This is a genomic window from Pseudomonas imrae (assembly GCF_046352735.2).
GTDB lineage: Bacteria > Pseudomonadota > Gammaproteobacteria > Pseudomonadales > Pseudomonadaceae > Aquipseudomonas > Aquipseudomonas imrae.
Genome location: NZ_CP110853.2, coordinates 4,464,146 through 4,489,189, shown reverse-complemented (window position 1 = coordinate 4,489,189; position 25,044 = coordinate 4,464,146). Strand labels below are relative to the sequence as shown.

Genomic DNA, 25,044 nt, shown 5'->3' with positions numbered 1-25,044 from the left:
TACCGACCCTGCTTTGGAGGCTCACCATGGAGCACTGGAAACGCACGATCGAACGAGCCAATCGCTGCTTTATGCAAGGCGAACTGGTGGATGCCCGCGAGCTTTATCTGCAGGCGCTTGCCCTGGCCCAAGTGCTATTCGAGCGTTGGAGCGATGCCGACGAAGCAGTGGCGGCCTGCGTCATTTCCCACCACAACCTGGCGGACCTGCACCTGCGGTTGAACCAGCCGGAGGAGAGTGCGGAGTACCTCTGCGCCATTCACCAATGTTTGCTGCAAGCCATGCAGGACAGCCGGTTGACCCCGGCATTGCGCGAAGCGGCCCTGCGCCAGAGCAGCAAGACCTATGTCGAACTGTTGAATTTCATCAGCGATCACGGCGAGTACCCACGCACCCATCGCTTGCTGGACAGTCGCGCGCAGCAATCGAGCGCACCGAACCGCAGCAGCCCCACCTATGGAGCACATTGATATGACCTACACCTTGCCTGCCTTGCCTTATGCCTACGATGCGCTGGAGCCGCATATCGATGCGCAAACCATGGAAATTCACTACACCAAGCACCACCAGACCTATATCAATAATCTCAATGCTGCGGTCGAAGGCACTGAGTTTGCTGGGTGGCCGGTAGAAAAACTGGTCGCCAGTGTCCAGCAGTTGCCAGAGAAGCTGCGAGCAGCAGTGATTAATCAAGGGGGAGGGCATGCGAACCACTCGCTGTTCTGGGCGGTCATGTCACCCAAGGGCGGCGGTAAGCCGAGTGGAGCGCTGGGCAAGGCTATCGATGAGCAACTGGCTGGCTTCGATGCGTTCAAGGAGGCCTTTACCAAAGCCGCGCTGACCCGCTTCGGCAGCGGCTGGGCCTGGCTGAGCGTGACCCCGAAAAAGACCCTGATAGTGGAAAGCAGCGGTAACCAGGACAGCCCGTTGATGAATGGCAATACACCGATTCTCGGCCTGGATGTCTGGGAGCATGCTTACTACTTGCTCTATCAAAACCGTCGACCCGAATACATCAACGCGTTCTATAGCGTCATCAACTGGCCGGAAGTCGCCGAACGCTACCAGGCGGCCTTGGCTTGATACTTTCTGATAACAAGACCTAAGGTCGACTATGGGCACTGAAATATTGGCCGACAGCCGCGTGCGAATGTTCCGTTATGCGTTTGGATCGCTGCTGCTATTGGCAGGAACTGCATTGCTGGTAGCCCAGGGGCTGGCCTGGTTGAACCTGGAGCCGCGCATGCTGCGCGCGCTGCAGGGCGGTGCCCTGTGTGCCTTGGGAACGGCGCTGGGCGCAGTGCCTGTCTTGGTAATCCGTCGAATGCCGCTGGCGATAAGTGACACTTTGCTTGGTTTCGGCGCCGGCGTGATGTTGGCGGCGACGGCGTTTTCACTGATCGTGCCGGGGATTGCCGCTGCCGAAAACCTGGGGTTGACGCCTTGGGCTTCAAGTGGCTTGGTCAGCTTCGGCATCATGTTGGGTGCATTCGGGTTGTTTCTGGTGGATCGCAAGGTGTCTGGTGCCAGTCCAGACACGCTGGTGGGCACGCCCGAAAAGCCGGTCGTTCCACCGCGCATATGGCTGTTCGTATTTGCGATCATCGCCCATAACATTCCTGAAGGCATGGCGGTGGGGGTGTCGGCAGGCGGCGGCATGCCTGACGCCGACAGCCTGGCCATGGGCATCGCCTTGCAGGATGTGCCAGAAGGCCTGGTAATTGCGCTGGTGTTGGCAGGGGCGGGGATGTCACGGCTCAAGGCGTTTCTGATCGGTGCTGCATCTGGGCTGGTAGAGCCGCTCTTTGCGATACTCTGCGCCTGGTTGGTGAGCCTGGCCGAGATGTTGTTGCCCCTGGGCCTGGCATTGGCGGCTGGGGCGATGTTATTGGTGGTCACGCATGAAGTAATTCCCGAGTCGCGGCGCAATGGCAATGACAAGCTCGCCAGCCTGGGATTGTGTATCGGGTTTTGTCTGATGATGACGATGGACACGGCGCTGGGGTGAAACGATGTAATCGGGGTGGGGGTTACTCACCCTCCCCGAAGTAATCATTGATCAAATCCACCAAGGCTTTCATTGCTTGTTCTTCCTGCTCGCCTTGTGTCTTCAGATGAATCTTGGTGCCTTTGCCTGCGGCGAGCATCATCATCGCCATGATGCTCTTGCCATCCACCATGGTCTCCGGCGTGCGCCCGGCGCGAATATCGCAAGGAAACTGACCTGCGACCCCAACGAATTTAGCTGACGCACGAGCATGCAAGCCCAGTTTGTTGATGATTTCAATTTCCAGAGCGGGCATCGCGGGTGTGTTCCTTTCAGCTAAGGTCGCGGTGGCGGACCTGGACATTCTTGAGGATTTTCTGCAAGGCCTGACCCAGGCGCTCGGTCAGGTAGACAGAGCGGTGGTGGCCACCGGTGCAGCCAATGGCAATAGTGACATAGGCCCGATTGCTGGCTGCAAAGCGTGGCAGCCATTTAAGCAGGTAACTGGAGATATCCTGGAACATCTCCTCGACGTCCGGTTGTGCGGCAAGATACTCGGCCACCGGCAGGTCCAGGCCTGACTGATCGCGCAGTTCCGGCTTCCAGTAAGGGTTGGGCAAGCAGCGCACGTCGAACACCAGGTCGGCATCCACAGGCATGCCTCGCTTGAAGCCAAAGGACTCGACCAGAAAGGCAGTCCCCGGCTCTGGCTGGTTCAGCAACCGAAGCTTGATGGCATCGCGCAGTTGATAAAGGTTCAGGCTGGTGGTGTTGATCTTGAGGTCAGCCAGGTCAATGATCGGTCCCAGTAACTTGGTTTCGTCTTCGATGGCTTCGGCCAGTGAGCGGTTCGCGCTGCTCAGCGGGTGGCGGCGACGGGTTTCGGAGAAACGCTTGAGCAGCGTTTCTTCGTCGGCATCCAGGTACAGCACATCACAATGAATGTGCTTGCTGCGCACCTCTTCCAGTAGCTGCGGGAAGCGTGTGAGATGGCTGGGCAGGTTGCGAGCGTCGATGGACACCGCCACCAGCGGCTGCGCCAGTTCCGTGTGGATCAATGCACGCTCGGCCAACTCAGGCAGCAAGCCGGCCGGCAGGTTGTCGATACAGTAGAAGCCGTTGTCCTCGAGGACATTAAGGGCGGTGCTTTTGCCCGAGCCGGAACGGCCACTGACGATGATCAAACGCATGATTACTGCCCGCTTTGTTCATCCAGGACAACCTGATAGAGCGCCTCATTGCTTTTGGCGCTGCGCAATTTGTCGCGTACATCCTTGCGGTCGAGCATGCTGGCGATCTGCCGGAGTAGTTCCAGGTGTGCATCGGTGGCCGCTTCCGGGACCAGCAGAACGAACAACAGGTCTACCGGCTCACCGTCAATGGCGTCGAAGTCGATTGGGGCGTCCAGGTGCAGCAGGGCGCTGACGGGCTGCTCGCAGCTTTTAAGTCGGCAATGAGGGATTGCGATGCCGTTGCCAAAACCGGTTGAGCCAAGTTTTTCACGGGCGATCAGGGCCTCGTAGACATCTTGCATCTCCAGCTCGGGCACTTCGCGACCGATCAGGTTGGCAATCTGTTCGAGGGCTTTCTTTTTACTGCCGCCCGGCGCGTTCACGAGCGAACGGCCGGGGGTCAGGATGGTTTCAAGTCGGATCATGGGGGGAGAGTTAACGACCTGTACCTTGCATCAGGTGCAGATTCTTTTCCTTATGCTTTATGAGTTGGCGGTCCAGCTTGTCGTACAGCGAGTCAATTGCCGCGTACATGTCTTCATGTTCCGCGTTGGCGACGAGTTTGGCGTTCGGTACGTGCAAGGTGGCCTCGATTTTCTGCTTGAGCTTATCGACCTCCATGATGACTTGCACGTTGGTGATCTTGTCAAAATGCCCCGCAAGCTTGTTCAGCTTGCTCTCGGTGTATTCACGTAGGGGTTTGGTGACTTCCAGCTGGTGTCCACTGATGTTGACTTGCATACAGCTTCTCCTTCGTTGCCAGTGCATAAAGCGGCAGGCAAATGCCTGCCACTGGAACGCTGTGGCCCACCCGTCACATCAACCGTTTACGCTCGCTGGACGGCGCGATTCCAAGGGACTCGCGGTATTTGGCGACGGTTCTACGGGCGACCTGAATGCCTTGTGCCTCCAGTAAACCAGCGATCTTGCTGTCACTCAACGGCTTTTTCTGATTTTCCGCGGCAACCAGTTTTTTGATGATCGCGCGGATCGCTGTGGACGAGCATTCGCCGCCTTCGGAGGTGCTGACGTGGCTGGAAAAAAAGTACTTCAGCTCATAGATACCCCGTGGGGTATGCATGAATTTCTGTGTGGTCACTCGGGAAATAGTCGACTCGTGCATGCCTACCGCTTCGGCAATGTCGTGCAGGACCAGCGGCTTCATCGCCTCATCGCCGTATTCCAGGAAGCCACGCTGGTGCTCGACGATCTGTGTGGCCACTTTCATCAAGGTCTCGTTGCGACTTTGCAGGCTCTTGATGAACCAGCGGGCCTCTTGCAACTGATTGCGCATGAACGTGTTATCGGCGCTGGTGTCTGCCCTGCGGACGAAGCCGGCGTATTGTGGGTTGACTCGCAGGCGTGGCACTGACTCCTGGTTGAGCTCTACCAGCCAGCGTTCGTTGTCCTTGCGCACGATTACATCCGGAACGACATACTCCGCCTCGCTCGACTCGATCTGCGAGCCAGGGCGAGGGTTGAGGCTTTGTACCAGTTCGATGATCTGGCGCAGGTCGTCTTCCTTGAGCTTCATGCGGCGCATCAATTGGCTGTAATCGCGGCCGCCCAGCAAGTCGATATAGTCGGTGACCAATCGCTGCGCTTCTGTCAGCCACGGCGTCTTGGCAGGCAACTGACGCAACTGCAACAACAGGCATTCGCTGAGGTTGCGGGCGCCGATGCCGGCCGGTTCAAATTGTTGGATGCGGTGCAGGACGGCTTCGATTTCGTCCAGTTCGATGTCAAGTTCCGGGTCGAAAGCCTCAAGAATCTCTACAAGGGTTTCGTCCAGGTAGCCCTGGTTATTGATGCAGTCGATCAGGGTTACGGCGATCAGGCGATCGGTGTCTGACATCGGTGCCAGGTTCAGTTGCCACAGCAAATGACTCTGCAGGCTCTCGCCGACAGAGGTGCGGGTGGTGAAGTCCCACTCATCATCGTCGTTGCTGGGCAGGCTGCTGGCGCTGGTCTGGTAGACATCTTCCCAGGCTGTGTCCACCGGGAGTTCATTGGGAATACGCTCGTTCCATTCGCCTTCTTCGAGGTTATCCACCGTCGGGGCGGTTTCCTGATAGGAGGGTTCCTGCACGTCGGTGTTGGGTTTTTGCTCGATGTTGTCGGCCAGGGGGTCGGCGTTATCGAAGTCGTCGCCTTCTTCCTGGCGTTCGAGCATCGGATTGGACTCCAGGGCCTCCTGGATTTCCTGTTGCAGGTCCAGGGTCGACAATTGGAGCAGGCGGATGGCTTGTTGCAGCTGCGGTGTCATCGTCAGCTGCTGGCCCATTCTCAGGACTAGCGATGGTTTCATGGCAGGGGCTTAACACCTTATTCGCCGGCGCAGTGCGCCATCCACGACAGGGCGCGTGAGCGCCAAACATAAGCAAATTATATGCCTGATATCGGTGGCTTTGCCTAGAGCGCGGTAACAATAAAAACTATGAGGTTTTTATTGACTTGCGCGCTCTCTGGCGCTGAGCCATGACACCATGGTGTTTACAGGCGGAACTCATGGCCCAGGTAAACTTCCTTGACCAGTTCGTTGGCCAGGATAGTGGCGGCGTCACCTTCGGCAATCAGTTGGCCATCGTTCACGATATAAGCGGTTTCGCAGATATCCAGGGTTTCGCGCACGTTGTGGTCAGTGATCAATACTCCAATGCCCTTGGCCTTGAGGTGATGGATGATCTGCTTGATATCGCCCACCGAGATTGGGTCCACACCGGCAAAAGGTTCATCCAGCAAGATGAATTTCGGTGCAGTGGCCAAGGCGCGGGCGATCTCCACGCGGCGACGTTCGCCGCCGGACAAGCTCATGCCGAGGTTGTCGCGAATATGGTTGATGTGGAATTCCTGCAGCAGGCTTTCCAGCTCTTTGCGGCGGCCGTCGCGATCCAGTTCCTTGCGAGTTTCAAGGATTGCCATGATGTTGTCTGAGACTGACAGTTTGCGGAAGATCGACGCCTCCTGAGGGAGATAGCCGATACCGGCGCGGGCGCGACCGTGCATGGGCTGGTGGCTGACATCCAGGTCGTCGATCAATACACGCCCCTGATCCGCCTGGACCAGGCCAACAATCATGTAGAAGCAGGTAGTCTTGCCTGCACCGTTGGGGCCAAGCAGGCCGACGATCTGGCCGCTGTCGATCGACAGGCTGACGTCGCGCACGACCTGACGGCTTTTATAGGCCTTGGCCAGATGCTGGGCTTTCAGGGTTGCCATTACTGGGCCTTCTTCTTCGGCTGGATAACCATGTCGATGCGTGGACGTGGCGTAGTGACGTTGCTGCCATTGGCGCGACCAGCGTTGGCGACCTGTTTCACGGTGTCATAGGTGATTTTTTCACCCTCCGTGGAGTTACCGTCGGTGCTCAGGACCTTGGCTTGGTCAATCAGTACAATGCGGTTTTGCTGGGCATGGTACTGGATTGTCTTGCCATAGCCTTTCATCGGGCCGGCGTCGGTTGCCGATTGCTTCTGCTCGAAATAAGCCAGGTTGCCCACCGAGGTCACGACGTCGATATCGCCATTGGCAGTGCGGGTAAGCGTCACCTTGTTACCGGTGATCTTCATCGAGCCCTGGGTGATGATCACGCCACCGGTGTAGGTCGCGATGCCTTGCTTGTCATCCAGTTGCGCATCGTCAGCCGAGATGTGGATCGGTTGCTGGCTATCGTTCGGCAGGGCCCAGGCGCTCACGCTTCCCAGTGCTGCGCCCAGGCCGAGCAAAATAGGGAGGGTTTTAACGAGCCTCATACTGTCCTCTTACGTTCGATAGCAGGTGTATCCTGCTTTCTTTCAAATACGCTTTCATTCCCTTGCCAGTCGATACACCGCCAGCTCCGTCGATTCTAACGTTTTGCTCGGTCTGCGCATATTGCTTCTGGGGGAATACGGTCATGCGACTGCTGGTGATCACGGTCTGGCGATTCTCGGCATCGGTGCGGGCAATGCGTACGGAGTCGATCAATTCCACTTCGGTGCCGTCCGGATTGACTTCGCCGCGCTTGCTGGTGACGTGCCAAGGATATTCAGTGCCGCGATACAGATTCAGGTCTGGGTTGGTCAGCAATGTGACCTCCGTGGCCTTCAGGTGTTCGACCTTGTCCGAAGTCATCTCGTATTGCACCTTGCCATCGGGCAGGAACTGCACGCTGTAGGCGTTGGTGGCGTAATAGTCGATGGCGCCCCCGTCGACCCGCGCAACAGGCTGGTCGAGGAAGCGCTCCGGGCTGATATTCCAGTAGCCCACTGCCAGGAACAGAGCGGCGATGGTCCCGAATATCAAAAAGTTGCGAATCTTTTTACTCAGCATAGATAGCTCTATAGGTAGGCGGCGTGGGCCGCTTCAAGGCTGCCCTGTGCGCGCAGGATCAGCTCGCAGAACTCGCGGGCGGCGCCTTCGCCGCCGCGGGCCTGGGTAATGCCATGGGCGTGTTCGCGCACAAATACTGCGGCATTGGCTACGGCCATGCCCAGGCCGACACGGCGGATCACCGGCAGGTCAGGCAAGTCATCACCCAGATAAGCGACTTGCTCATAGCTTAGGTTCAGTTTGCCAAGAAGCTCATCCAGAACCACCAGTTTATCCTCGCGGCCCTGATAGAGGTAAGGAATCCCCAGATTTTGTGCGCGGCGTTCCACAACCGGCGTTTTTCTGCCGCTGATGATTGCCGTTTGCACGCCAGAGGCCATCAGCATCTTGATGCCCTGACCGTCGAGGGTATTGAATGTCTTGAACTCGCTGCCATCTTCGAGAAAGTACAGGCGTCCGTCGGTCAGTACGCCGTCAACATCGAAAATTGCCAGTTTGATGGCCTTGCCTCGTTGCAACAGATCGGTGCTCATTTACATCACTCCTGCGCGAAGCAGATCGCCAAGGTTGAGGGCGCCGATCGCTCGATCATCGTTGTCGACCACTACCAGGGCACCGATCCTGTGGTCTTCCATGATCTTCAGGGCTTCGGCCGCGAGCATTTCGGCGCGGGCGGTCTTGCCGTGGGGGGTCATCACATCGTCGATGGTCGCTGTGTGGATATCGATAGGGCGGTCCAGGGTGCGGCGCAGATCGCCGTCGGTGAAAATCCCGGCCAGGCGACCATCAGATTCCAGGATTGCCGTCATGCCCAGGCCCTTGCGGGTCATTTCCATCAGCGCATCCTTGAGCAGGGTGCCGCGCGGCACGCTGGGCAATTCGGTGCCGGAGTGCATGACGTTTTCCACTTTCAGCAGCAGGCGACGGCCCAGGGCACCGCCCGGATGGGAAAAGGCGAAATCTTCGGCGGTGAACCCACGCGCATCCAGCAGGGCCACGGCCAGGGCGTCACCCATGACCAGGGCAGCAGTGGTGGAGGAGGTCGGCGCCAGGTTCAGCGGGCAGGCTTCATGAGCCACATTTACATTCAGGTTGACTTCGGCGGCCTTGGCCAGCGTCGAGTCCGGGTTGCCGGTCAGGCTGATCAGCTTGATGCCCAGGCGCTTGATCAGCGGCAGCAAGGTGACGATTTCATTGGTGGTGCCGGAGTTGGACAGGGCCAGGATAATGTCGTCGCGGGTGATCATGCCCATGTCACCATGGCTGGCTTCGGCTGGGTGAACAAAAAACGCAGTGGTACCGGTGCTTGCCAAAGTGGCCGCAATCTTGTTGCCAATGTGCCCTGATTTGCCCATGCCGACCACGACCACGCGGCCTTTGCTGGCCAGAATCATCTCGCAGGCGCGGACGAAATCTGCGTCGATTCGGACCAGCAAGCCTTCTACGGCTTCAAGCTCGAGGCGGATGGTGCGCTGTGCGGATTGGATAAGATCGCTGGATTGGCTCATGTTTGAAATCGTATAGCCTGACGAAAAGTCGGCGATTATAGCGGTAATGATCAAAACCCTCACGCAAGTTCGTCAGGCTTCGTTCGCACGGGCTGCGGGATGCGTCGCAAATAGGCTTTCTCACCTGTCCTGTTTCTGAGCAAGCTCTGTTCCGGCCTTGGGCGCTTTAGCCGAGCAGTGATATAGTTCGCCGCCAGTTCGGTCCGCGCAGCCCATGTGTCTAACTGTGGAAACCAGTTGTCACAAACATGGTCCTGAGTGAGAAGCTGCATCCCAAGGAGTTTAGATGAGTGCCGATAACGCCTACGCGGTCGAGCTGAAGGGTCTTTCCTTCAAGCGCGGTGCGCGCAGCATCTTCAATAATGTCGATATTCGCATTCCCCGCGGCAAGGTCACCGGCATCATGGGGCCTTCCGGTAGTGGCAAGACGACGCTACTGCGCCTGATGGGCATGCAGTTGCGCCCAACTGCCGGTGAAGTGTGGGTCAATGGCCAGAATCTGCCGCAACTGTCGCGTAGCGATCTGTTCGATGCGCGCAAGCAGATGGGCGTGCTGTTCCAGAGCGGCGCTCTGTTCACCGACCTCGACGTCTTTGAAAACGTGGCATTCCCGCTGCGGGTGCACACCCAACTGTCCGATGAAATGATTCGTGACATCGTGTTGCTGAAACTGCAGGCCGTCGGGCTGCGCGGAGCCATCGACCTGATGCCTGACGAGCTTTCCGGCGGCATGAAGCGTCGTGTTGCATTGGCGCGTGCCATTGCCCTTGATCCGCAGATCCTTATGTACGACGAACCGTTCGTCGGCCAGGATCCCATCGCCATGGGCGTACTGGTGCGCCTGATCCGCTTGCTCAATGACGCGCTGGGCATCACCAGTATCGTGGTTTCCCACGACCTGGCCGAAACGGCGAGCATCGCTGACTATCTTTATGTCGTCGGTGATGGCCAGGTGCTGGGGCAAGGTACGCCTGAAGAGCTGATGAACGCCGATAATCCGCGTATTCGTCAGTTCATGACGGGCGATCCCGATGGCCCGGTGCCTTTTCACTTTCCGGCAGCGGACTACCGCTCAGACCTTCTGGGGAAGCGCTGATGCGTAAAACTTCTTTAATCGAGAAGATTCGTCTTTTCGGTCGTTCCGGTATCGACATTGTCGAAGTACTTGGGCGTTCAACGATTTTCCTGTTCCATGCCTTGCTTGGCCGTGGCGGTATCGGCGGTGGTTTTGGCCTGCTGCTCAAGCAGTTGCACTCGGTGGGCGTGATGTCCCTGGTGATCATCGTGGTCTCCGGGGTGTTCATCGGCATGGTGCTGGCGTTGCAGGGGTTCAATATCCTCTCCAGCTACGGTTCCGAGCAGGCGGTCGGGCAGATGGTGGCCCTGACCCTGCTGCGCGAGTTGGGGCCGGTGGTGACAGCGTTGCTGTTTGCCGGTCGTGCCGGTTCTGCGTTGACGGCCGAAATTGGCAACATGAAGGCCACCGAGCAGTTATCCAGCCTGGAAATGATCGGCGTGGACCCGCTCAAATACATCGTTGCACCACGCCTGTGGGCCGGCTTCATATCCCTGCCGTTGCTGGCGATGATCTTCAGCGTTGTCGGAATCTGGGGTGGTTCGTGGGTTGCGGTGGACTGGCTGGGCGTCTACGACGGCTCCTACTGGGCCAACATGCAGAACAGCGTGACCTTTAGCGGTGACGTGCTCAATGGGATCATCAAGAGCATCGTCTTCGCTTTTGTAGTGACTTGGATCGCCGTATTCCAAGGCTACGACTGTGAACCCACTTCAGAAGGGATCAGTCGTGCCACCACCAAGACCGTTGTGTACGCCTCGCTGGCGGTACTGGGCCTTGACTTCATTTTGACCGCCTTGATGTTTGGAGATTTCTGATGCAAAACCGCACTGTGGAAATCGGTGTCGGCCTTTTCTTGCTGGCTGGCATCCTGGCTTTACTGTTGCTCGCCCTGCGAGTAAGTGGCCTGTCGGCCAGCCCGACTACCGATACTTATAAACTTTACGCCTACTTCGACAATATCGCCGGTTTGACGGTCAGATCAAAAGTGACCATGGCCGGTGTGACCATCGGCAAGGTCACGGCAATCGATCTGGACCGCGACAGCTTCACCGGCCGAGTGACTCTGCAACTGGACAAGAAGGTGGATAACCTGCCGACTGACTCCACTGCATCCATTCTTACGTCGGGCCTGCTGGGCGAAAAGTACATCGGTGTCAGCGTGGGCGGGGAAGAAGCCTTGCTCAAGGATGGCGCGACCATTCATGACACACAGTCGTCGCTGGTGCTGGAAGACCTGATCGGTAAATTCCTGCTTAATACGGTTAGCAAAGACGCCAAATGAGGAGCTTGTTGATGATCTCTACCTTGCGACGTAGCTTGTTGGTGCTGCTAGCAGCCTTGCCATTGATGGCTAGCGCCGTGGCGGCGCCTTCGGCACACGACATTATTGATCGGACCACCAAAGAATTGCTGGCAGATCTTGCCGCCAACAAGGAAAACTACAAGCACAACCCGAGCGAGTTCTACAACGCTCTTAACGGGATCGTGGGCCCTGTGGTAGACGCTGACGGTATTTCCCGCAGCATCATGACCGTCAAGTACTCGCGCAAGGCTTCGCCTGCGCAAATGCTGCGCTTCCAGGAAAACTTCAAGCGCAGCCTGATGCAGTTCTACGGCAATGCCTTGCTGGAATACAACAACCAGGGCATCACCGTTTCTCCGGCCAAGGATGAGTCCGGCAACCGCACCAGCGTCGATATGCAGGTCAAGGGCAACAACGGCTCTGTCTATCCGGTTTCCTATACCCTTGAGAAAATCAACGGTGAATGGAAGGTGCGCAACGTGATCATCAACGGCATCAACATCGGCAAGCTGTTCCGTGACCAGTTCTCCGACGCAATGCAGCGCAATGGCAACGACCTGGACAAGACCATCGACGGTTGGGCTGGTGAAGTGGCCAAGGCCAAGGAAGTCACCGACGGCGCAGCAGAGAAGCCGACCCCATGACTGAGACGGCTGTTCGTCAAGGCGAGGCCGGCGAGCTGCTCTTGAGTGGCGTGCTGGACTACCGCACCGGGCCTGCGCTGCGCAAGCAGGGCCAGGCACTGATCAATGCCAGCACCGCGTCCGCGCTGGTGCTGGATTGCTCGGCGGTGGCAAAGTCCAGCAGCGTTGGCCTGTCGTTGCTGCTGTGTTTCATGCGAGACGCAGCAGCCGTCAATAAACCTGTGAGTATTCGTGCATTGCCCGATGACATGCGTGAAATTGCCCAGGTGAGCGGTTTGACCGAGTTGTTGGCACATCCCTAATACACATTATTGAAGAAGCCCCCCGTCAGAGTCCTGCTATGCGGGGTTCGCAGGCGCGGGGCTTTTTTGTATGATGTGCGACCCGTGCGCACTGGGCGCCGATAGAGGTTGAGCATGCAGGCCCTAGAAGTTAAGAGCTTCCTTGAAGGAAAGCTGCCTGGAACGAAGGTAGAAGTTGAAGGCGAAGGCTGCAACTTCCAGCTGAATGTGATTAGTGATGAACTGGCGGCATTGAGCCCGGTCAAGCGTCAACAACAGATCTATGCCCATTTGAACCCGTGGATTACCGATGGAAGCATCCATGCGGTCACTATGAAATTTTTCAGCCGCGCGGCCTGGGCCGAGCGCACCTGAGCCCCCAAGGCGTCGAGATTCTTATGGATAAATTGATTATTACCGGCGGTGCCCGCCTTGACGGCGAAATCCGCATTTCCGGGGCTAAGAACTCGGCCCTGCCGATCCTCGCCGCGACCCTGCTGTGCGATGGCCCCGTTACCGTGGCCAACCTGCCGCACCTGCACGACATCACCACCATGATCGAGTTGTTCGGTCGCATGGGCATTGAGCCGGTGATCGACGAGAAACTGGCGGTCGAAATCGATCCACGCACCATCAAGACCCTGATCGCACCGTACGAACTGGTGAAAACCATGCGTGCCTCGATCCTGGTGCTGGGCCCGATGGTCGCCCGTTTCGGTGAGGCTGAAGTAGCACTGCCTGGCGGTTGCGCCATTGGTTCGCGTCCGGTGGACCTGCACATTCGTGGCCTTGAAGCCATGGGCGCAACCATCGACGTCGAGGGCGGCTACATCAAGGCTAAGGCGCCGGAAGGCGGCCTGCGTGGCGCCAACTTCTTCTTTGATACCGTCAGTGTGACCGGTACCGAGAACATCATGATGGCCGCTGCCCTGGCCAACGGCCGTAGCGTCCTGCAAAACTCTGCGCGCGAGCCCGAGGTGGTCGACCTGGCCAACTTCCTGATCGCCATGGGTGCCAAAATCAGTGGCGCCGGTACCGACACCATCACCATCGACGGTGTGAAGCGTCTGCACTCCGCTACCTATAAAGTCATGCCGGACCGTATCGAAACCGGTACCTATCTGGTTGCCGCCGCCGTGACCGGTGGTCGCGTCAAGGTCAAGGACACCGATCCGACCATCCTTGAAGCCGTCCTGGAAAAACTCAAGGAAGCCGGTGCAGAAATCACCACGGGTGAAGACTGGATCGAGCTGAACATGCATGGCAAGCGGCCAAAGGCTGTGAACGTGCGTACGGCTCCGTACCCAGCCTTCCCGACCGACATGCAGGCGCAGTTCATCTCCCTGAACGCGATTGCCGAAGGCACCGGCGCAGTCATCGAGACTATCTTCGAAAACCGCTTCATGCATGTGTATGAACTGCATCGCATGGGCGCCAAGATCCAGGTCGAGGGCAACACGGCTATCGTCACCGGCACCGAGAAGCTCAAGGGCGCGCCAGTCATGGCGACCGACTTGCGTGCTTCGGCCAGCCTGGTGATTTCGGCCCTGGTTGCCGATGGCGATACCCTGATCGATCGCATCTACCACATAGACCGTGGCTACGAATGCATCGAAGAGAAGCTGCAGATGCTCGGCGCGAAAATCCGCCGCGTACCGGGCTAGTCTTTGCTGCGACAGGCACAGAAACCTGCCTGACCGGGATGAGCACGCGCATTGGCGGTTGCCATCCCGGATGAATTTGTTTCAAATCGAGGCTGTAATGGCCTCGATCTGTGTCTGGCGCCGATTGCGACCAGACAGCAATAGCCTGATGAAGGACTGACATTTTCCATGTTGACCATCGCACTGTCCAAGGGCCGCATCCTTGACGACACTTTGCCGCTTCTGGCTGAAGCGGGCATCGTGCCGACCGAGAATCCGGACAAAAGCCGCAAGCTGATCATTCCCACGACTCAGGACGATGTGCGCCTGTTGATCGTGCGTGCCACAGACGTGCCGACCTACGTGGAGCATGGCGCCGCCGATCTGGGCGTCGCCGGTAAAGATGTGCTGATGGAGTACGGTGGCCAGGGCCTGTATGAGCCTCTGGATCTGCGCATTGCCCTGTGCAAGCTGATGACCGCCGGACGCGTTGGTGATGTCGAGCCCAAGGGGCGTCTGCGAGTGGCAACCAAATTTGTCAATGTGGCAAAGCGTTACTACGCAGAGCAGGGCCGTCAGGTCGACATCATCAAGCTCTACGGCTCGATGGAGCTGGCGCCGCTGATCGGTCTGGCAGACAAGATCATCGACGTCGTCGACACCGGCAATACCCTGCGTGCCAATGGCCTGGAGCCCCAGGATTTCATTGCTGACATCAGCTCCCGCCTGATCGTCAACAAAGCTTCGATGAAGATGCAGCACGCCCGAATCCAGGCGTTGATCGACACCCTGCGCAAGGCAGTGGAGTCTCGACACCGCGGTTGACTCATTCGCGCGGCCTTAGGTTGCGCCCGTCTATCCGCCTCATAGCCAGAATTCTCAGGTGCCCAAGCGGAGCGAACGGTAGTTTAGGGCGCCTGAGTCTTTGCCAATTCTATTGAGGCCCTCGCTATGACCACGTCCACTGCAATTGCCCGACTCAACGCCGCCGACCCGGATTTTGCCCATCATCTGGATCATCTGCTGAGCTGGGAAAGCGTGTCCGACGACTCGGTCAACCAGCGTGTACTCGACATCATCAAGGCCGTGCGCGAGCGCGGTGATGCAGCGTTGGTGGATTTCACCCGCCAGTTCGATGGCCTGGACGTTGCCTCCATGGCGGATCTGATCCTGCCGCGTGAGCGCCTGGAGTTGGCCCTGACCCGCATTACCGTGCCCCAGCGTGATGCACTTGAAGTAGCGGCAGCCCGAGTGCGCAGTTATCACGAGAAACAGAAACAGGACTCCTGGAGCTACACCGAGGCTGATGGCACAGTGCTAGGGCAGAAAGTCACGCCACTGGACCGCGCGGGCCTGTACGTGCCGGGTGGCAAGGCCTCCTATCCGTCTTCGGTGCTGATGAACGCTATCCCTGCGAAAGTCGCAGGCGTGACCGAAGTGGTCATGGTCGTGCCGACCCCACGGGGTGAAATCAACGAGTTGGTGCTGGCAGCTGCCTGCATTGCCGGGGTTGACCGCGTCTTTACCATCGGCGGCGCCCAGGCGGTGGCAGCATTGGCCTACGGCACCGAAAGCGTGCCGAAGGTCGACAAGGTGGTGGGCCCTGGCAATATCTATGTCGCCACCGCCAAGCGCCATGTGTTTGGCCAGGTCGGCATCGACATGATCGCCGGCCCGTCGGAAATCCTCGTGGTGTGCGACGGCCAGACCGATCCGGACTGGATCGCCATGGACCTGTTCTCCCAGGCCGAACACGATGAAGACGCCCAGGCGATTCTGGTCAGCCCTGACGCCGAGTTCCTCGACAAGGTGGCGGCCAGCATCGCCAAGCTGTTGCCGACCATGGAGCGTGCCGAAATCATCGAAAAGTCGATCAATGGCCGTGGCGCGCTGATTCTGGTGCATGACATGGAGCAGGCTATCGAAGTGGCCAACCGAATCGCCCCGGAGCACCTGGAGCTGTCCGTAGCGGACCCACAGGCCTGGCTGCCATCGATTCGCCATGCCGGTGCGATCTTCATGGGGCGCCACACCAGCGAGGCCCTGGGCGACTACTGCGCCGGCCCGAACCACGTGCTGCCGACCTCCGGCACCGCGCGCTTCTCGTCGCCGCTGGGGGTGTATGACTTCCAGAAGCGTTCGTCGATCATCTTCTGCTCGCCACAAGGTGCTTCCGAACTGGGCAAGACCGCTTCAGTACTGGCTCGGGGTGAGTCCCTGAGCGCCCACGCACGCAGTGCCGAATATCGCATCGTCAAGGGAGACTGAAAAATGAGCAAATTCTGGAGCCCTTTCGTCAAGGATCTCGTGCCTTACGTGCCCGGCGAGCAACCGAAGTTGACCAAGCTGGTCAAGCTCAACACCAATGAAAACCCCTACGGCCCATCGCCGAAGGTCTTGGACGCGATGCGGGCTGAGTTGAACGACAACTTGCGCCTGTACCCGGACCCCAACAGCGACCTGCTCAAGCAGGCCGTGGCCAAGTATTACGGGATTAATGCCGACAAGGTGTTCCTCGGTAACGGTTCCGACGAAGTCCTGGCACATATCTTCCATGGATTGTTCCAGCACGATCTGCCGTTGCTATTCCCGGACATCAGTTACAGCTTCTATCCGGTGTACTGCGGGCTCTATGGCATCAAGTTCGATGCGGTGGCGCTGGATCAACAGTTCCAGATCCGCGTGGCGGACTATGCCAGGCCCAACGGCGGGATTATCTTCCCCAACCCGAACGCACCCACTGGCTGCGTGCTGGCGCTGGATGCGGTGGAGCAAATGCTCAAGGCCAGTCCTGACTCAGTGGTGGTGGTCGATGAAGCCTATATCGATTTTGGTGGCGAAACCGCCATCAGCCTGGTGGACCGTTACCCGAACTTGCTGGTGACCCAGACGCTCTCCAAATCGCGTTCCCTGGCCGGTTTGCGCGTCGGGTTGGCCGTGGGACATCCCGATTTGATCGAGGCGTTGGAGCGGGTCAAGAACAGCTTCAACTCCTACCCGCTGGATCGCCTGGCGATTGTTGGCGCAGCGGCGGCGTTTGAAGACCGTGAGTATTTTCAGAAGACTTGCCAATGGGTGATCGACAGCCGCAACAAGGTGGTTGCGCAGTTGGAAGGCAAGGGCTTTGATGTCTTGCCGTCGGCGGCCAACTTCATCTTTGCTCGCCACCCACGACACGACGCGGCCGTGTTGGCAGCCAGGTTGCGGGAGCAAGGGGTGATTGTGCGGCACTTCAAGCAGGAGAGGATTGCCCAGTTTCTGCGGATCAGCATCGGCACGCCTGAGCAGAACCAGGCGCTGATCGATGGCTTAAGCGATCTCTAGCCACACTGAAGACCAAAAAAATGTGGGAGCGGACTTGCTCGCGACAGCAGTGAATCAGTCGATGTATTCGGTGACTGACACACCGCTATCGCGAGCAAGCCCGCTCCCACATTTGGTGCTGCGGCGTTAGTTAGAGCAACGGCTCATCCGGCTTCTTGTGCTTCCAGCCATCATTGCCTGGCAGCAGCAGGTTCAAGCCAATCGCCACCACCGCACACAGGGCAATCCCCTTCAGGCCAAAGTCATCCGGACCCGTGCCGGTGCCAATCAGCACACCGCCGATCCCGAATACCAGGGTCACCGAGACAATCACCAGGTTGCGTGCCTCGCCCAGGTCGATCTTGTGGCGAATCAACGTATTCATCCCCACGGCGGCAATCGAGCCGAATAGCAGGCACAGAATCCCGCCCATCACCGGCACCGGGATGCTTTGCAACAGTGCGCCGAACTTGCCGATAAACGCCAGGCCGATGGCAAATACAGCTGCCCAGGTCATGATTTTCGGGTTGTAGCTCTTGGTCAGCATCACCGCGCCAGTCACTTCTGCATAGGTGGTGTTGGGTGGGCCGCCGAACATGCCGGCGGCGGTCGTGGCGATCCCGTCACCCAGCAGTGTGCGATGCAGGCCGGGCTTTTTCAGGTAGTCACGACCGGTCACGCTGCCAACGGCAATCACGCCACCGATATGCTCGATGGCCGGTGCCAGGGCTACCGGTACGATAAACAGGATCGCTTGCCAGTTGAATTCCGGCGCAGTGAAGTGGGGCAGGGCGAACCACGGCGCAGCCGCAATTTTTGCCGTGTCCACCACGCCGAAGTAGAACGCCATGGCAAAACCCACCAGCACTCCGGCAATGATTGGTACCAGGCGAAAGATGCCTTTGCCGAACACGGCCACGATCAGCGTGGTCAGCAGCGCCGGCATCGAGATCATCATCGCCGTCTGGTAATGAATCAGCTCTGCGCCATCCCCGGATTTGCCCATCGCCATGTTCGCCGCAATCGGCGCCATGGCCAGGCCGATGGAGATGATCACCGGTCCGATCACTACGGGTGGAAGCAGTCGATCAATGAAACCGGTGCCCTTGACCTTCACTGCCAGGCCCAGGAAGGTATAGACGAAACCTGCCGCCATCACGCCCCCCATGGTCGCTGCGAGGCCGAACTGGCCCTTGGCGAGAATGATCGGCGTGATAAAGGCAAAGCTCGAAGCCAGGAATACCGGCACTTGCCGGCCCGTCACGATCTGGAACAACAGCGTGCCCAGGCCAGCGGTAAACAGTGCGACGTTTGGATCAAGGCCTGTGATCAGCGGCATCAACACCAGCGCGCCAAATGCCACGAAGAGCATTTGTGCGCCAGACAGGATCTGGCGCCAAAGCGGGTCGTTGAATTCATCCTGCATGCTTACGCGTCCTTCTGCTTGGTACCGAAGATCTTGTCGCCGGCATCGCCCAGGCCAGGGATGATGTAGCCATGCTCGTTCAGGCGCTCATCAATGGACGCGGTGTAGATCTGAACGTCCGGGTGAGCTTTCTCGACGGCTGCGATGCCTTCGGGGGCGGCGACCAGCACCATGGCGCGGATATCCTTGCAGCCGGCTTTCTTCAACAGGTCGATGGTCGCGACCATGGAACTTCCGGTGGCGAGCATCGGGTCGATGATCATCGCCAGGCGTTCGTCGATTTCCGGAACCAGTTTTTCCAGGTACGTGTGGGCCTGAAGTGTTTCTTCGTTGCGAGCGACACCCACGGCGCTGACCTTGGCGCCAGGGATCAGGCTCAGCACACCTTCGAGCATGCCGATACCGGCGCGCAGGATCGGCACTACAGTGATTTTCTTGCCGGCGATTTTCTCGACCTGGACGGGACCGGCCCAACCGGGGATCTCGTAGTTTTCCAGGGGCAAGTCTTTAGTGGCTTCGTATGTCAGCAACGCTCCGACTTCCTGAGCAAGCTCACGGAAGTTCTTCGTGCTAATGTCGGCGCGGCGCATAAGGCCGAGCTTGTGTCGGATCAGCGGGTGGCGGATCTCGCGAGTGGGCATGGGAAAGGCTCCGGCGGCGGGCAAAAAAACCGGCCTAGATTAATCTATCTCGGGGTGTTGTCCTATAGACATCAAGTACGTTAGTCCATAAAGGCTTGAACGTTGCGTCCCAGAAGCGTACCTTCGCCCGCTTTTCTTGCCACAGTACCCCTGGAGAGCGCCATGTCCGCTGATCTCGAGCATATCCGTCAAATCATGCGCGAGGCTGACTGCCTGTACACCGAAGCGCAGGTCGAAGAAGCGATCGCCAAGGTCGGTGCGCACATTACACGCGAAATGGCCGACACCAATCCTGTAGTGTTCTGTGTAATGAATGGCGGCCTGATTTTTGCCGGAAAACTGCTGACTCACCTGCAGTTCCCCCTGGAAGCGTCTTATTTGCATGCCACCCGCTATCGTAACGAAACCAGTGGCGGCGACCTGTTTTGGAAGGCCAAGCCGGAAGTCTCGTTCATTGACCGGGATGTTTTGATCATCGACGATATCCTTGATGAAGGTCATACGCTGGGTGCGATCATCGATTTCTGTAAACACGCGGGCGCCCGCAAGGTACATACCGCCGTGTTGATCGACAAAGACCACGACCGTAAGGCTCGCCCGGACCTGAAGGCCGATTACGTCGGCCTGCCATGCATTGACCGTTATATTTTTGGTTATGGCATGGACTACAAGGGCTACTGGCGCAACGCTAACGGGATTTTTGCTGTTAAAGGAATGTAACCAATGGCCACTTTTCTCGATCAAACGCTATTTGCCGAATTGGCCGAGAAAGCGGCCACCAGCCCCCGTGGACGGCATCATCACAACTTCCACCAGATGCAAGAGCCTTGTCATCGCCTGGCGGTGGGCATGCGGCCCAACACGTACGTGCCGCCCCACCGGCACTTGAGTGCCGACAAGGCTGAAACCTTGCTGGTGCTCAAGGGGCGCCTGGGTTTGCTGATCTTCAGCGAGAGTGGGGATGTGCTCGCCAAGCGAGTGATGCAGGCGGGCGGCGATTGCCAGGGCGTCGATTTGCCGCCCGGCGTATTTCACGGGCTTGTGGTACTGGAACCCGATACCGTGATGTTCGAATGCAAGGCGGGACCCTATCGGCCGGTGGGCGAGGGTGAACTGGCCAGTTGGGCGCCCCGCGAAGGCGATGACGCAGTGGCCGAGTATCAACGCTGGATGCTTGCCCAGTTCGATTGAGCAACCTGTTTCCTCACTTCTGGCTCACAGGTAGACTTCCAGTCCCGTGTAAATGTCTGCAGGCTGGAGTCGTAAATGCGCAAAGATAAGAAACAGGTGATTGGTGATGAAATCGGTGACGAGCAGATCAAGCTGTTCCTGGATTTCGAGCCGGTCGACGCCACTTCGCCGTCCCTGCACAAGCTGATCAAGGCCTATCGCGGTTTGCGTATCGACGATTTCGAGCGTTTCCTGGGCTTTTTCAAGGAGGCCGGCCTGGATCTGGATGGCAAGGATGAGCATGGCCAGACTTTCGTCGATGTGATCAAGGACCAGCGCAACGCAGCTGAATACATCGAATTGATCGAGCAAGCGCGCGGCTGATTTCCCCGGACAAAAAAAGCGCCCCGTTCTCAGCCAGAGAGCGGGGCGTTTTTTGTTGCTCGACCGTAGGAGTGAGGGGCAAGCCTCAAGCGTAGCTTTCGGTTTCGCTGCTTTGTTCAACAAGTTCCAGGCTGATGTTGTTCTGTGTACTGATCTTGCGGTACAGCTCGGCATCGGTCTCCAGGACTTTTTCCCGGGCCGGGAAAATTTCCTGCAGCTTGGCGGCCCATTCGCCATTCGTCTTGGCCGGGAAGCAACGTTCAATCAGGTCCAGCATGATCGACACGGTGACCGAAGCGCCAGGAGAGGCGCCCAGCAGCGCCGCCAACGAGCCGTCCTTCGCGGCTACCAGTTCGGTACCGAACTGCAGCACGCCACCTTTCTTCGGGTCTTTCTTGATGATCTGCACCCGTTGGCCGGCCACCTCCAGACGCCAGTCTTCGGCCTTGGCTTCGGGATAGAAGCGGCGCAGGGATTCCAGGCGTTGCTCCATGGATTGCATCACTTCGCTGACCAGGTATTTGGTCAGGTCCATGTTATCCCGGGCCACGGCCAGCATCGGGCCAATGTTGCCGGCACGCACCGACATCGGCAGGTCGAGGAACGAGCCGTGCTTGAGGAACTTGGTGGTGAAACCGGCATATGGCCCGAACAGCAGGGACTTCTTGCCTTCGACCACACGGGTATCCAGGTGCGGCACCGACATCGGTGGCGAGCCCACCGCCGCCTGGCTGTAGACCTTGGCCTGGTGCTGCTTGACTACTTCCGGGTTATCGCAGCGCAGCCATTGGCCGCTGACCGGAAAGCCGCCAAAACCTTTGCTTTCTTCGATGCCCGAGGCCTGCAACAGCGGCAGGGCTGCGCCACCGGCGCCGAGGAATACAAACTTGGCGTCCACGTCACGACTGTTGCCGCTGTTGACGTCCTTGATACTCACGGTCCAGCCGGTGCCGTTGCGCTTGAGGCCGGTGACGCGCTTGCTGTATTTGACCTGGGCGTCGGCCGAACTGGTCAAGTGGCTGAGCAACTGATTGGTCAGGGCGCCAAAATTGACGTCGGTACCGTTCATTACACGGGTGGCGGCGATTTTTTCATCGGCGGGACGCCCCGGCATCATCAGTGGCATCCACTCGGCCATTTCCGCGCGATCCTCGGTGTAGTGCATGTCCGAGAACGCGTGGTGCTGGCTGAGGGTTTCAAAGCGTTTCTTGAGGAACGATACGCCTTTCTCGCCCTGCACGAAGCTCAGGTGCGGCACCGGGCTGATAAAGGATTTGGATGAGCCGAACGTGCCTTTCTTGGTCAGGTAGGCCCAGAACTGCTTCGACACCTCGAACTGGGTGTTGATGTGCACGGCCTTCTTGATGTCGATGGAGCCATCGCCTGCCTGCGGCGTGTAGTTGAGCTCACACAGTCCGGCGTGGCCGGTACCGGCGTTGTTCCACGGGTTGGAACTCTCCGCGGCACCCGAATCCATCAGCTCAACGACTTCCAGCTTGAGACCGGGGTCGAGCTCCTTGAGCAGTACGGCCAGGGTGGCACTCATGATGCCTGCACCTACCAGTACTACGTCGACTGCTTCGTTATGCGCCATTTAACGCGTCTCCAAAATCTGCAGCACCATATTGACGGCATGGCTGCCAGGAGTGACGGGGCGGTTCACGTGATGCCCCAGGTTACCCATGGCCAGGATCGCCATGTCCGATTCTTCGCAATTTTTTGCAACTTCAGCGGACGCTGCCGACCGGGCCTGATCTGCGTATGAACGCATTTAAAGGCACCTGTGGCAATTCGACTTATGGTCAAGTACGTCCGATCGTGCAACCAAATCCGTAGCGGACAGGCTTCAAACCCAAGTATCTGGGGAGTACTCGGTCCTGTGTGGTGGTGCAGTGCCAGAGGCTGGTGGTGCTTGTACAAACGCCAAACTATTCATTTGCTCGCCACACTCTTGTGAAGTTGTGAAAACCCGTTTTTTCACGCTCTTTTGAAGACGTGAACCTCAAAAAAGGGCTGCCCCAGCCTGGCACCTGGCCCGAAACTACAGCCGATGGACGGCTAGACGGGCAAACAACTCAAGTGGCCGAGCGCAATGGCAGCTCTGGCAGATTCGGTAAAGACGGTGGTTTTGCAGAAAAACAGCAAGCTCGCCAGCTTCACTCGATCTGTGTGGGCGGCTCTCTGTGGGCGGTGCGGGGGAGCTAATGCCAGGGCATTAGCGATGCTGCGAGGCCCGATCAGGAGACGTCCTTATAATCGGGGGGAGATTGTAGCGAAGAACGCTGGGGAAATGGTCGTGTTTTATGACTTTTATTAGCCGTTCGGTCAGGCAGCCAACGGCTGGCGCGGCAGCGACCGTGGTGCGGGGTGACTCAAGCGGGCACGGGCAGGCAAGGGATGGTGCATCCAGCTCAGGCGGATTTCCTCGACTTCGACCCATCCTTCCCCCACAGGCGGCAGGCTGCACTGCTTGAAAGCCTGGCAGCGGCCTTGTTGATCAAGTAGCGCAAAGTGGCGGTGGACCGGCTTTGGCGTAAACAGGTTCCAGAGAAAACTCATCATGGTTGGCCTCCTGATAGTTGAGGCAAGGTTGCCTTCTGCGGATGACACCACGGTGTAATGGCTGTGACATATCGGTGACACTGAACCGCCTCCGGCGACTCGGGTCCGAGGTTGTAACTGATGCTAGTTCCCGGCAATGGCCCACCGCTATACTGCGGGCCTGTCGGTACCTGATTTCTGGAGAGAAGCGCATGTTGCAACGTCTGTTGTTCGGTTTGATCACTGTGACCTGTTTGACCCTGGTTGGCTGCGCCAACAGCCCGCAACAACTCAGCCCGCAACCGAAGGTCACTGCGCAACTGACCCCGGTGGGTCACGGTCAACCGGTGTCGGTCCGCGTGGTCGATGGGCGCCCGTCGCCAGCCCTGGGTTCCCGCGGTGGCCTATACCCGGAGACCGCCATCATTTCGGTGACCGGCCAGGACCTGCTGCCTAAGCTGCAAGCCCAGGCTGAAGCCGCGGTGCGCCTGCTGGGCTTCACTCCGTCCAACTCCCCTGGTGCTCCCCAGTTGACGGTCACGCTGGCCGAATTGAAGTACCAGTCGCCCAAGGACGGCTTGTATGTGACCGAAGCTTCCATCGGCGCGACGTTCCGCTCCGACGTCAATGCCGGTACCCGCCGCTACAGTGGCCGCTACGCGGCATCCCTGAATCAGCGCTTTGGCATGTCGCCAAACCAGGAAACCAACACCAAGCTGGTCAGTGACGTGTTGAGCGACGCCCTGACTCGCCTGTTCAAGGATCCAAGCATCGGTCAATTGCTCGGTTCGCAATAATCCAGCTCGGCCATGACTGCATTCAAGTAGTGGTCATGAGCTTTTCGTAGCAGCTGTCTAGCGTCAGCTGCTATGCATACTCGGCTCCGAAACCTGCGCCGCTATCTACGGGCTTCAAGCCGCCTCGACGTAAAAATCCAGCACACTCACCCCGGTCAGCAGGTCCAGCTCTGGCAGGTCGGCATGCTCGTGCCCGCCAAGCGCGCAATACACCAGCCAGCGCCGGTCTTGAACATTGAATGCAAGGCTGCCAATCAGCGTCTCCTGCTCGTCGCTTGGGGTGATCAGGTACAGCCGATCCTGGTTTTGCGCGTGCAACATGACAAGCTCCCGGACGTTCGAAGGGCAACAGAGTGGCTTGTTAAGGTGACGTTCAGGTGACGGTGTAAATTACTCGCTACATTGGCCGTCAATGGGGAAGGAGCTTTGATGCGCAGGAGCGTGCACTTCGTTCAGGTGTGCATTTGAACGAGGCCCCGGCCACTGTTATACCGAGGTTTGCGATGTCGCTGTCGGCATTACTGGTCAATACCGCTGCACTGTTGATCGCCTGCCCTGGCGCCGGGTTGCTGTTCATTACCCGCCTGCGGGCGCAACGGGCATCAGCCCACCTTGCCGCATTGAGCGAAGAGCGAGCGATCGACCAACCGATGTTGTTCCTGGATGCGCGCATCGAGCGTAGCCATCGCCTGGGTTACCGCATCGGGTTTGCCTGCCTGACGCTGGCGCTGGCGGCTTCCTGGCTTAGTACCTGCGTGTAAAAACACCATCAAGCAAATGTGGGAGCGAGCAAGC

Annotated in this window: 34 protein-coding genes; 18 read left to right on the top strand and 16 right to left on the bottom strand. The window is 58.4% G+C overall.

The genetic code is table 11. From position 1 onward, the window contains the following. Positions 1-26 precede the first annotated feature (26 nt). From OQ460_RS20360 to OQ460_RS20350, 3 genes are read left to right on the top strand one after another with little or no spacing between them, the layout of a single operon-like run. Positions 27-470, top strand: coding sequence for a hypothetical protein (locus OQ460_RS20360; protein ID WP_410019157.1), 444 nt, complete (start codon positions 27-29; stop codon positions 468-470). A gap of 1 nt (position 471) precedes the next feature. Then, positions 472-1,083: a superoxide dismutase gene (locus OQ460_RS20355; RefSeq protein ID WP_410019156.1), complete on the top strand. Its 612-nt coding sequence runs from the start codon at positions 472-474 to the stop codon at positions 1,081-1,083. A 31-nt stretch (positions 1,084-1,114) separates the two neighbouring features. Then, positions 1,115-2,008 carry a ZIP family metal transporter gene (locus tag OQ460_RS20350; protein ID WP_410019155.1) on the top strand — a complete coding sequence of 298 codons (894 nt, stop codon included), beginning with the start codon at positions 1,115-1,117 and terminating at the stop codon, positions 2,006-2,008. Positions 2,009-2,030: 22 nt separating this feature from the next. On the opposite strand, the gene OQ460_RS20345 is transcribed toward OQ460_RS20350, so the two are convergent. The 10 genes from OQ460_RS20345 to OQ460_RS20300 all read right to left on the bottom strand — a co-directional run bounded on the left by OQ460_RS20345 (position 2,031) and on the right by OQ460_RS20300 (position 9,038). Continuing rightward, a complete protein-coding gene (locus OQ460_RS20345) occupies positions 2,031-2,303 on the bottom strand; it encodes an HPr family phosphocarrier protein (protein WP_410019154.1) in 273 nt (90 codons plus the stop codon). A gap of 16 nt (positions 2,304-2,319) precedes the next feature. Then, positions 2,320-3,177, bottom strand: coding sequence for an RNase adapter RapZ (rapZ, locus tag OQ460_RS20340; RefSeq protein ID WP_410019153.1), 858 nt, complete (start codon positions 3,175-3,177; stop codon positions 2,320-2,322). A gap of 2 nt (positions 3,178-3,179) precedes the next feature. Next, positions 3,180-3,644: a PTS IIA-like nitrogen regulatory protein PtsN gene (ptsN, locus tag OQ460_RS20335; protein WP_410019152.1), complete on the bottom strand. Its 465-nt coding sequence runs from the start codon at positions 3,642-3,644 to the stop codon at positions 3,180-3,182. 10 nt (positions 3,645-3,654) lie between these two features. Beyond that, positions 3,655-3,960, bottom strand: coding sequence for a ribosome hibernation-promoting factor, HPF/YfiA family (gene hpf, locus OQ460_RS20330; RefSeq protein WP_003171804.1), 306 nt, complete (start codon positions 3,958-3,960; stop codon positions 3,655-3,657). A gap of 73 nt (positions 3,961-4,033) precedes the next feature. Beyond that, positions 4,034-5,527, bottom strand: a complete 1,494-nt coding sequence (locus OQ460_RS20325; protein ID WP_410019151.1) for an RNA polymerase factor sigma-54 — start codon at positions 5,525-5,527, stop codon at positions 4,034-4,036. Positions 5,528-5,712: 185 nt separating this feature from the next. Further along, positions 5,713-6,438 carry an LPS export ABC transporter ATP-binding protein gene (gene lptB / locus OQ460_RS20320; protein WP_410019150.1) on the bottom strand — a complete coding sequence of 242 codons (726 nt, stop codon included), beginning with the start codon at positions 6,436-6,438 and terminating at the stop codon, positions 5,713-5,715. After that, on the bottom strand, positions 6,438-6,971 hold the full coding sequence (lptA, locus tag OQ460_RS20315; protein ID WP_410019149.1) for a lipopolysaccharide transport periplasmic protein LptA: 534 nt from the start codon (positions 6,969-6,971) through the stop codon (positions 6,438-6,440). The genes lptB and lptA overlap by 1 nt, the downstream gene beginning before the upstream one ends. Further along, positions 6,958-7,530 (bottom strand): LPS export ABC transporter periplasmic protein LptC, encoded by a 573-nt coding sequence (gene lptC / locus OQ460_RS20310; RefSeq protein ID WP_410019148.1) that lies wholly within the window; start codon positions 7,528-7,530, stop codon positions 6,958-6,960. Before lptC ends, lptA begins: the two co-directional genes overlap by 14 nt. Before the next feature lie 8 nt (positions 7,531-7,538). Next, positions 7,539-8,063: a KdsC family phosphatase gene (locus tag OQ460_RS20305; RefSeq protein ID WP_410019147.1), complete on the bottom strand. Its 525-nt coding sequence runs from the start codon at positions 8,061-8,063 to the stop codon at positions 7,539-7,541. Then, complete coding sequence (locus OQ460_RS20300) at positions 8,064-9,038, bottom strand: KpsF/GutQ family sugar-phosphate isomerase (RefSeq protein WP_410019146.1); 975 nt, start codon at positions 9,036-9,038, stop codon at positions 8,064-8,066. It abuts the gene before it with no gap. A 286-nt stretch (positions 9,039-9,324) separates the two neighbouring features. Between OQ460_RS20300 and OQ460_RS20295 the strand changes: the two genes are divergently transcribed. The 10 genes from OQ460_RS20295 (at position 9,325) to hisC (ending at position 17,311) form a co-directional block, all read left to right on the top strand. Next, the gene (locus OQ460_RS20295) at positions 9,325-10,134 is read left to right on the top strand and encodes an ATP-binding cassette domain-containing protein (protein WP_410019145.1); all 810 of its coding nucleotides are present in this window, start codon (positions 9,325-9,327) and stop codon (positions 10,132-10,134) included. Further along, the gene (gene mlaE / locus OQ460_RS20290) at positions 10,134-10,931 is read left to right on the top strand and encodes a lipid asymmetry maintenance ABC transporter permease subunit MlaE (RefSeq protein ID WP_410019144.1); all 798 of its coding nucleotides are present in this window, start codon (positions 10,134-10,136) and stop codon (positions 10,929-10,931) included. The genes OQ460_RS20295 and mlaE overlap by 1 nt, the downstream gene beginning before the upstream one ends. Further along, on the top strand, positions 10,931-11,398 hold the full coding sequence (gene mlaD, locus OQ460_RS20285; protein WP_410019143.1) for an outer membrane lipid asymmetry maintenance protein MlaD: 468 nt from the start codon (positions 10,931-10,933) through the stop codon (positions 11,396-11,398). The genes mlaE and mlaD overlap by 1 nt, the downstream gene beginning before the upstream one ends. An 11-nt stretch (positions 11,399-11,409) precedes the next feature. Continuing rightward, positions 11,410-12,063, top strand: a complete 654-nt coding sequence (locus tag OQ460_RS20280) for an MlaC/ttg2D family ABC transporter substrate-binding protein (protein WP_410019142.1) — start codon at positions 11,410-11,412, stop codon at positions 12,061-12,063. Continuing rightward, positions 12,060-12,365: an STAS domain-containing protein gene (locus tag OQ460_RS20275; protein ID WP_410019141.1), complete on the top strand. Its 306-nt coding sequence runs from the start codon at positions 12,060-12,062 to the stop codon at positions 12,363-12,365. The genes OQ460_RS20280 and OQ460_RS20275 overlap by 4 nt, the downstream gene beginning before the upstream one ends. Positions 12,366-12,479: 114 nt before the next feature. Beyond that, positions 12,480-12,719, top strand: coding sequence for a BolA family protein (locus OQ460_RS20270; RefSeq protein WP_410019140.1), 240 nt, complete (start codon positions 12,480-12,482; stop codon positions 12,717-12,719). Between the two features lie 23 nt (positions 12,720-12,742). After that, complete coding sequence (gene murA / locus OQ460_RS20265) at positions 12,743-14,008, top strand: UDP-N-acetylglucosamine 1-carboxyvinyltransferase (protein ID WP_410019139.1); 1,266 nt, start codon at positions 12,743-12,745, stop codon at positions 14,006-14,008. 168 nt (positions 14,009-14,176) lie between these two features. Then, positions 14,177-14,812 (top strand): ATP phosphoribosyltransferase, encoded by a 636-nt coding sequence (gene hisG / locus OQ460_RS20260; RefSeq protein WP_003188599.1) that lies wholly within the window; start codon positions 14,177-14,179, stop codon positions 14,810-14,812. A gap of 126 nt (positions 14,813-14,938) precedes the next feature. Next, positions 14,939-16,255, top strand: a complete 1,317-nt coding sequence (gene hisD / locus OQ460_RS20255; RefSeq protein ID WP_410019138.1) for a histidinol dehydrogenase — start codon at positions 14,939-14,941, stop codon at positions 16,253-16,255. 3 nt (positions 16,256-16,258) lie between these two features. After that, positions 16,259-17,311 (top strand): histidinol-phosphate transaminase, encoded by a 1,053-nt coding sequence (gene hisC / locus OQ460_RS20250; RefSeq protein ID WP_410019137.1) that lies wholly within the window; start codon positions 16,259-16,261, stop codon positions 17,309-17,311. Positions 17,312-17,441: 130 nt separating this feature from the next. On the opposite strand, the gene OQ460_RS20245 is transcribed toward hisC, so the two are convergent. Both OQ460_RS20245 and upp read right to left on the bottom strand, forming a co-directional pair. Beyond that, positions 17,442-18,716: a uracil-xanthine permease family protein gene (locus OQ460_RS20245; protein WP_410019136.1), complete on the bottom strand. Its 1,275-nt coding sequence runs from the start codon at positions 18,714-18,716 to the stop codon at positions 17,442-17,444. Between the two features lie 2 nt (positions 18,717-18,718). Next, the gene (upp, locus tag OQ460_RS20240; protein WP_135287439.1) at positions 18,719-19,357 is read right to left on the bottom strand and encodes a uracil phosphoribosyltransferase; all 639 of its coding nucleotides are present in this window, start codon (positions 19,355-19,357) and stop codon (positions 18,719-18,721) included. Positions 19,358-19,519: 162 nt separating this feature from the next. On the opposite strand from upp, the gene OQ460_RS20235 reads away from it, so the two are divergent. From OQ460_RS20235 to OQ460_RS20225, 3 genes are all read left to right on the top strand, one after another. Then, the gene (locus OQ460_RS20235) at positions 19,520-20,077 is read left to right on the top strand and encodes a hypoxanthine-guanine phosphoribosyltransferase (protein WP_025856323.1); all 558 of its coding nucleotides are present in this window, start codon (positions 19,520-19,522) and stop codon (positions 20,075-20,077) included. A 3-nt stretch (positions 20,078-20,080) separates the two neighbouring features. Further along, complete coding sequence (locus tag OQ460_RS20230) at positions 20,081-20,548, top strand: WbuC family cupin fold metalloprotein (RefSeq protein WP_410019135.1); 468 nt, start codon at positions 20,081-20,083, stop codon at positions 20,546-20,548. Between the two features lie 75 nt (positions 20,549-20,623). Then, positions 20,624-20,911, top strand: coding sequence for a PA4642 family protein (locus OQ460_RS20225; protein WP_410019134.1), 288 nt, complete (start codon positions 20,624-20,626; stop codon positions 20,909-20,911). 85 nt (positions 20,912-20,996) lie between these two features. On the opposite strand, the gene mqo is transcribed toward OQ460_RS20225, so the two are convergent. The 3 genes from mqo to OQ460_RS20210 form a co-directional block, all read right to left on the bottom strand. Next, positions 20,997-22,505, bottom strand: coding sequence for a malate dehydrogenase (quinone) (gene mqo / locus OQ460_RS20220; RefSeq protein WP_410019133.1), 1,509 nt, complete (start codon positions 22,503-22,505; stop codon positions 20,997-20,999). Then, positions 22,506-22,682, bottom strand: coding sequence for a hypothetical protein (locus OQ460_RS20215; protein ID WP_410022104.1), 177 nt, complete (start codon positions 22,680-22,682; stop codon positions 22,506-22,508). It abuts the gene before it with no gap. A 554-nt stretch (positions 22,683-23,236) separates the two neighbouring features. Next, positions 23,237-23,470: a hypothetical protein gene (locus OQ460_RS20210; protein ID WP_410022066.1), complete on the bottom strand. Its 234-nt coding sequence runs from the start codon at positions 23,468-23,470 to the stop codon at positions 23,237-23,239. A gap of 194 nt (positions 23,471-23,664) precedes the next feature. On the opposite strand from OQ460_RS20210, the gene OQ460_RS20205 reads away from it, so the two are divergent. Beyond that, positions 23,665-24,249 (top strand): YajG family lipoprotein, encoded by a 585-nt coding sequence (locus OQ460_RS20205; protein ID WP_410019132.1) that lies wholly within the window; start codon positions 23,665-23,667, stop codon positions 24,247-24,249. Between the two features lie 114 nt (positions 24,250-24,363). On the opposite strand, the gene OQ460_RS20200 is transcribed toward OQ460_RS20205, so the two are convergent. After that, complete coding sequence (locus tag OQ460_RS20200; protein ID WP_410019131.1) at positions 24,364-24,570, bottom strand: hypothetical protein; 207 nt, start codon at positions 24,568-24,570, stop codon at positions 24,364-24,366. Positions 24,571-24,752: 182 nt separating this feature from the next. Between OQ460_RS20200 and OQ460_RS20195 the strand changes: the two genes are divergently transcribed. After that, complete coding sequence (locus tag OQ460_RS20195; protein ID WP_410019130.1) at positions 24,753-25,010, top strand: hypothetical protein; 258 nt, start codon at positions 24,753-24,755, stop codon at positions 25,008-25,010. The last annotated feature ends 34 nt before the right edge of the window (positions 25,011-25,044 follow it).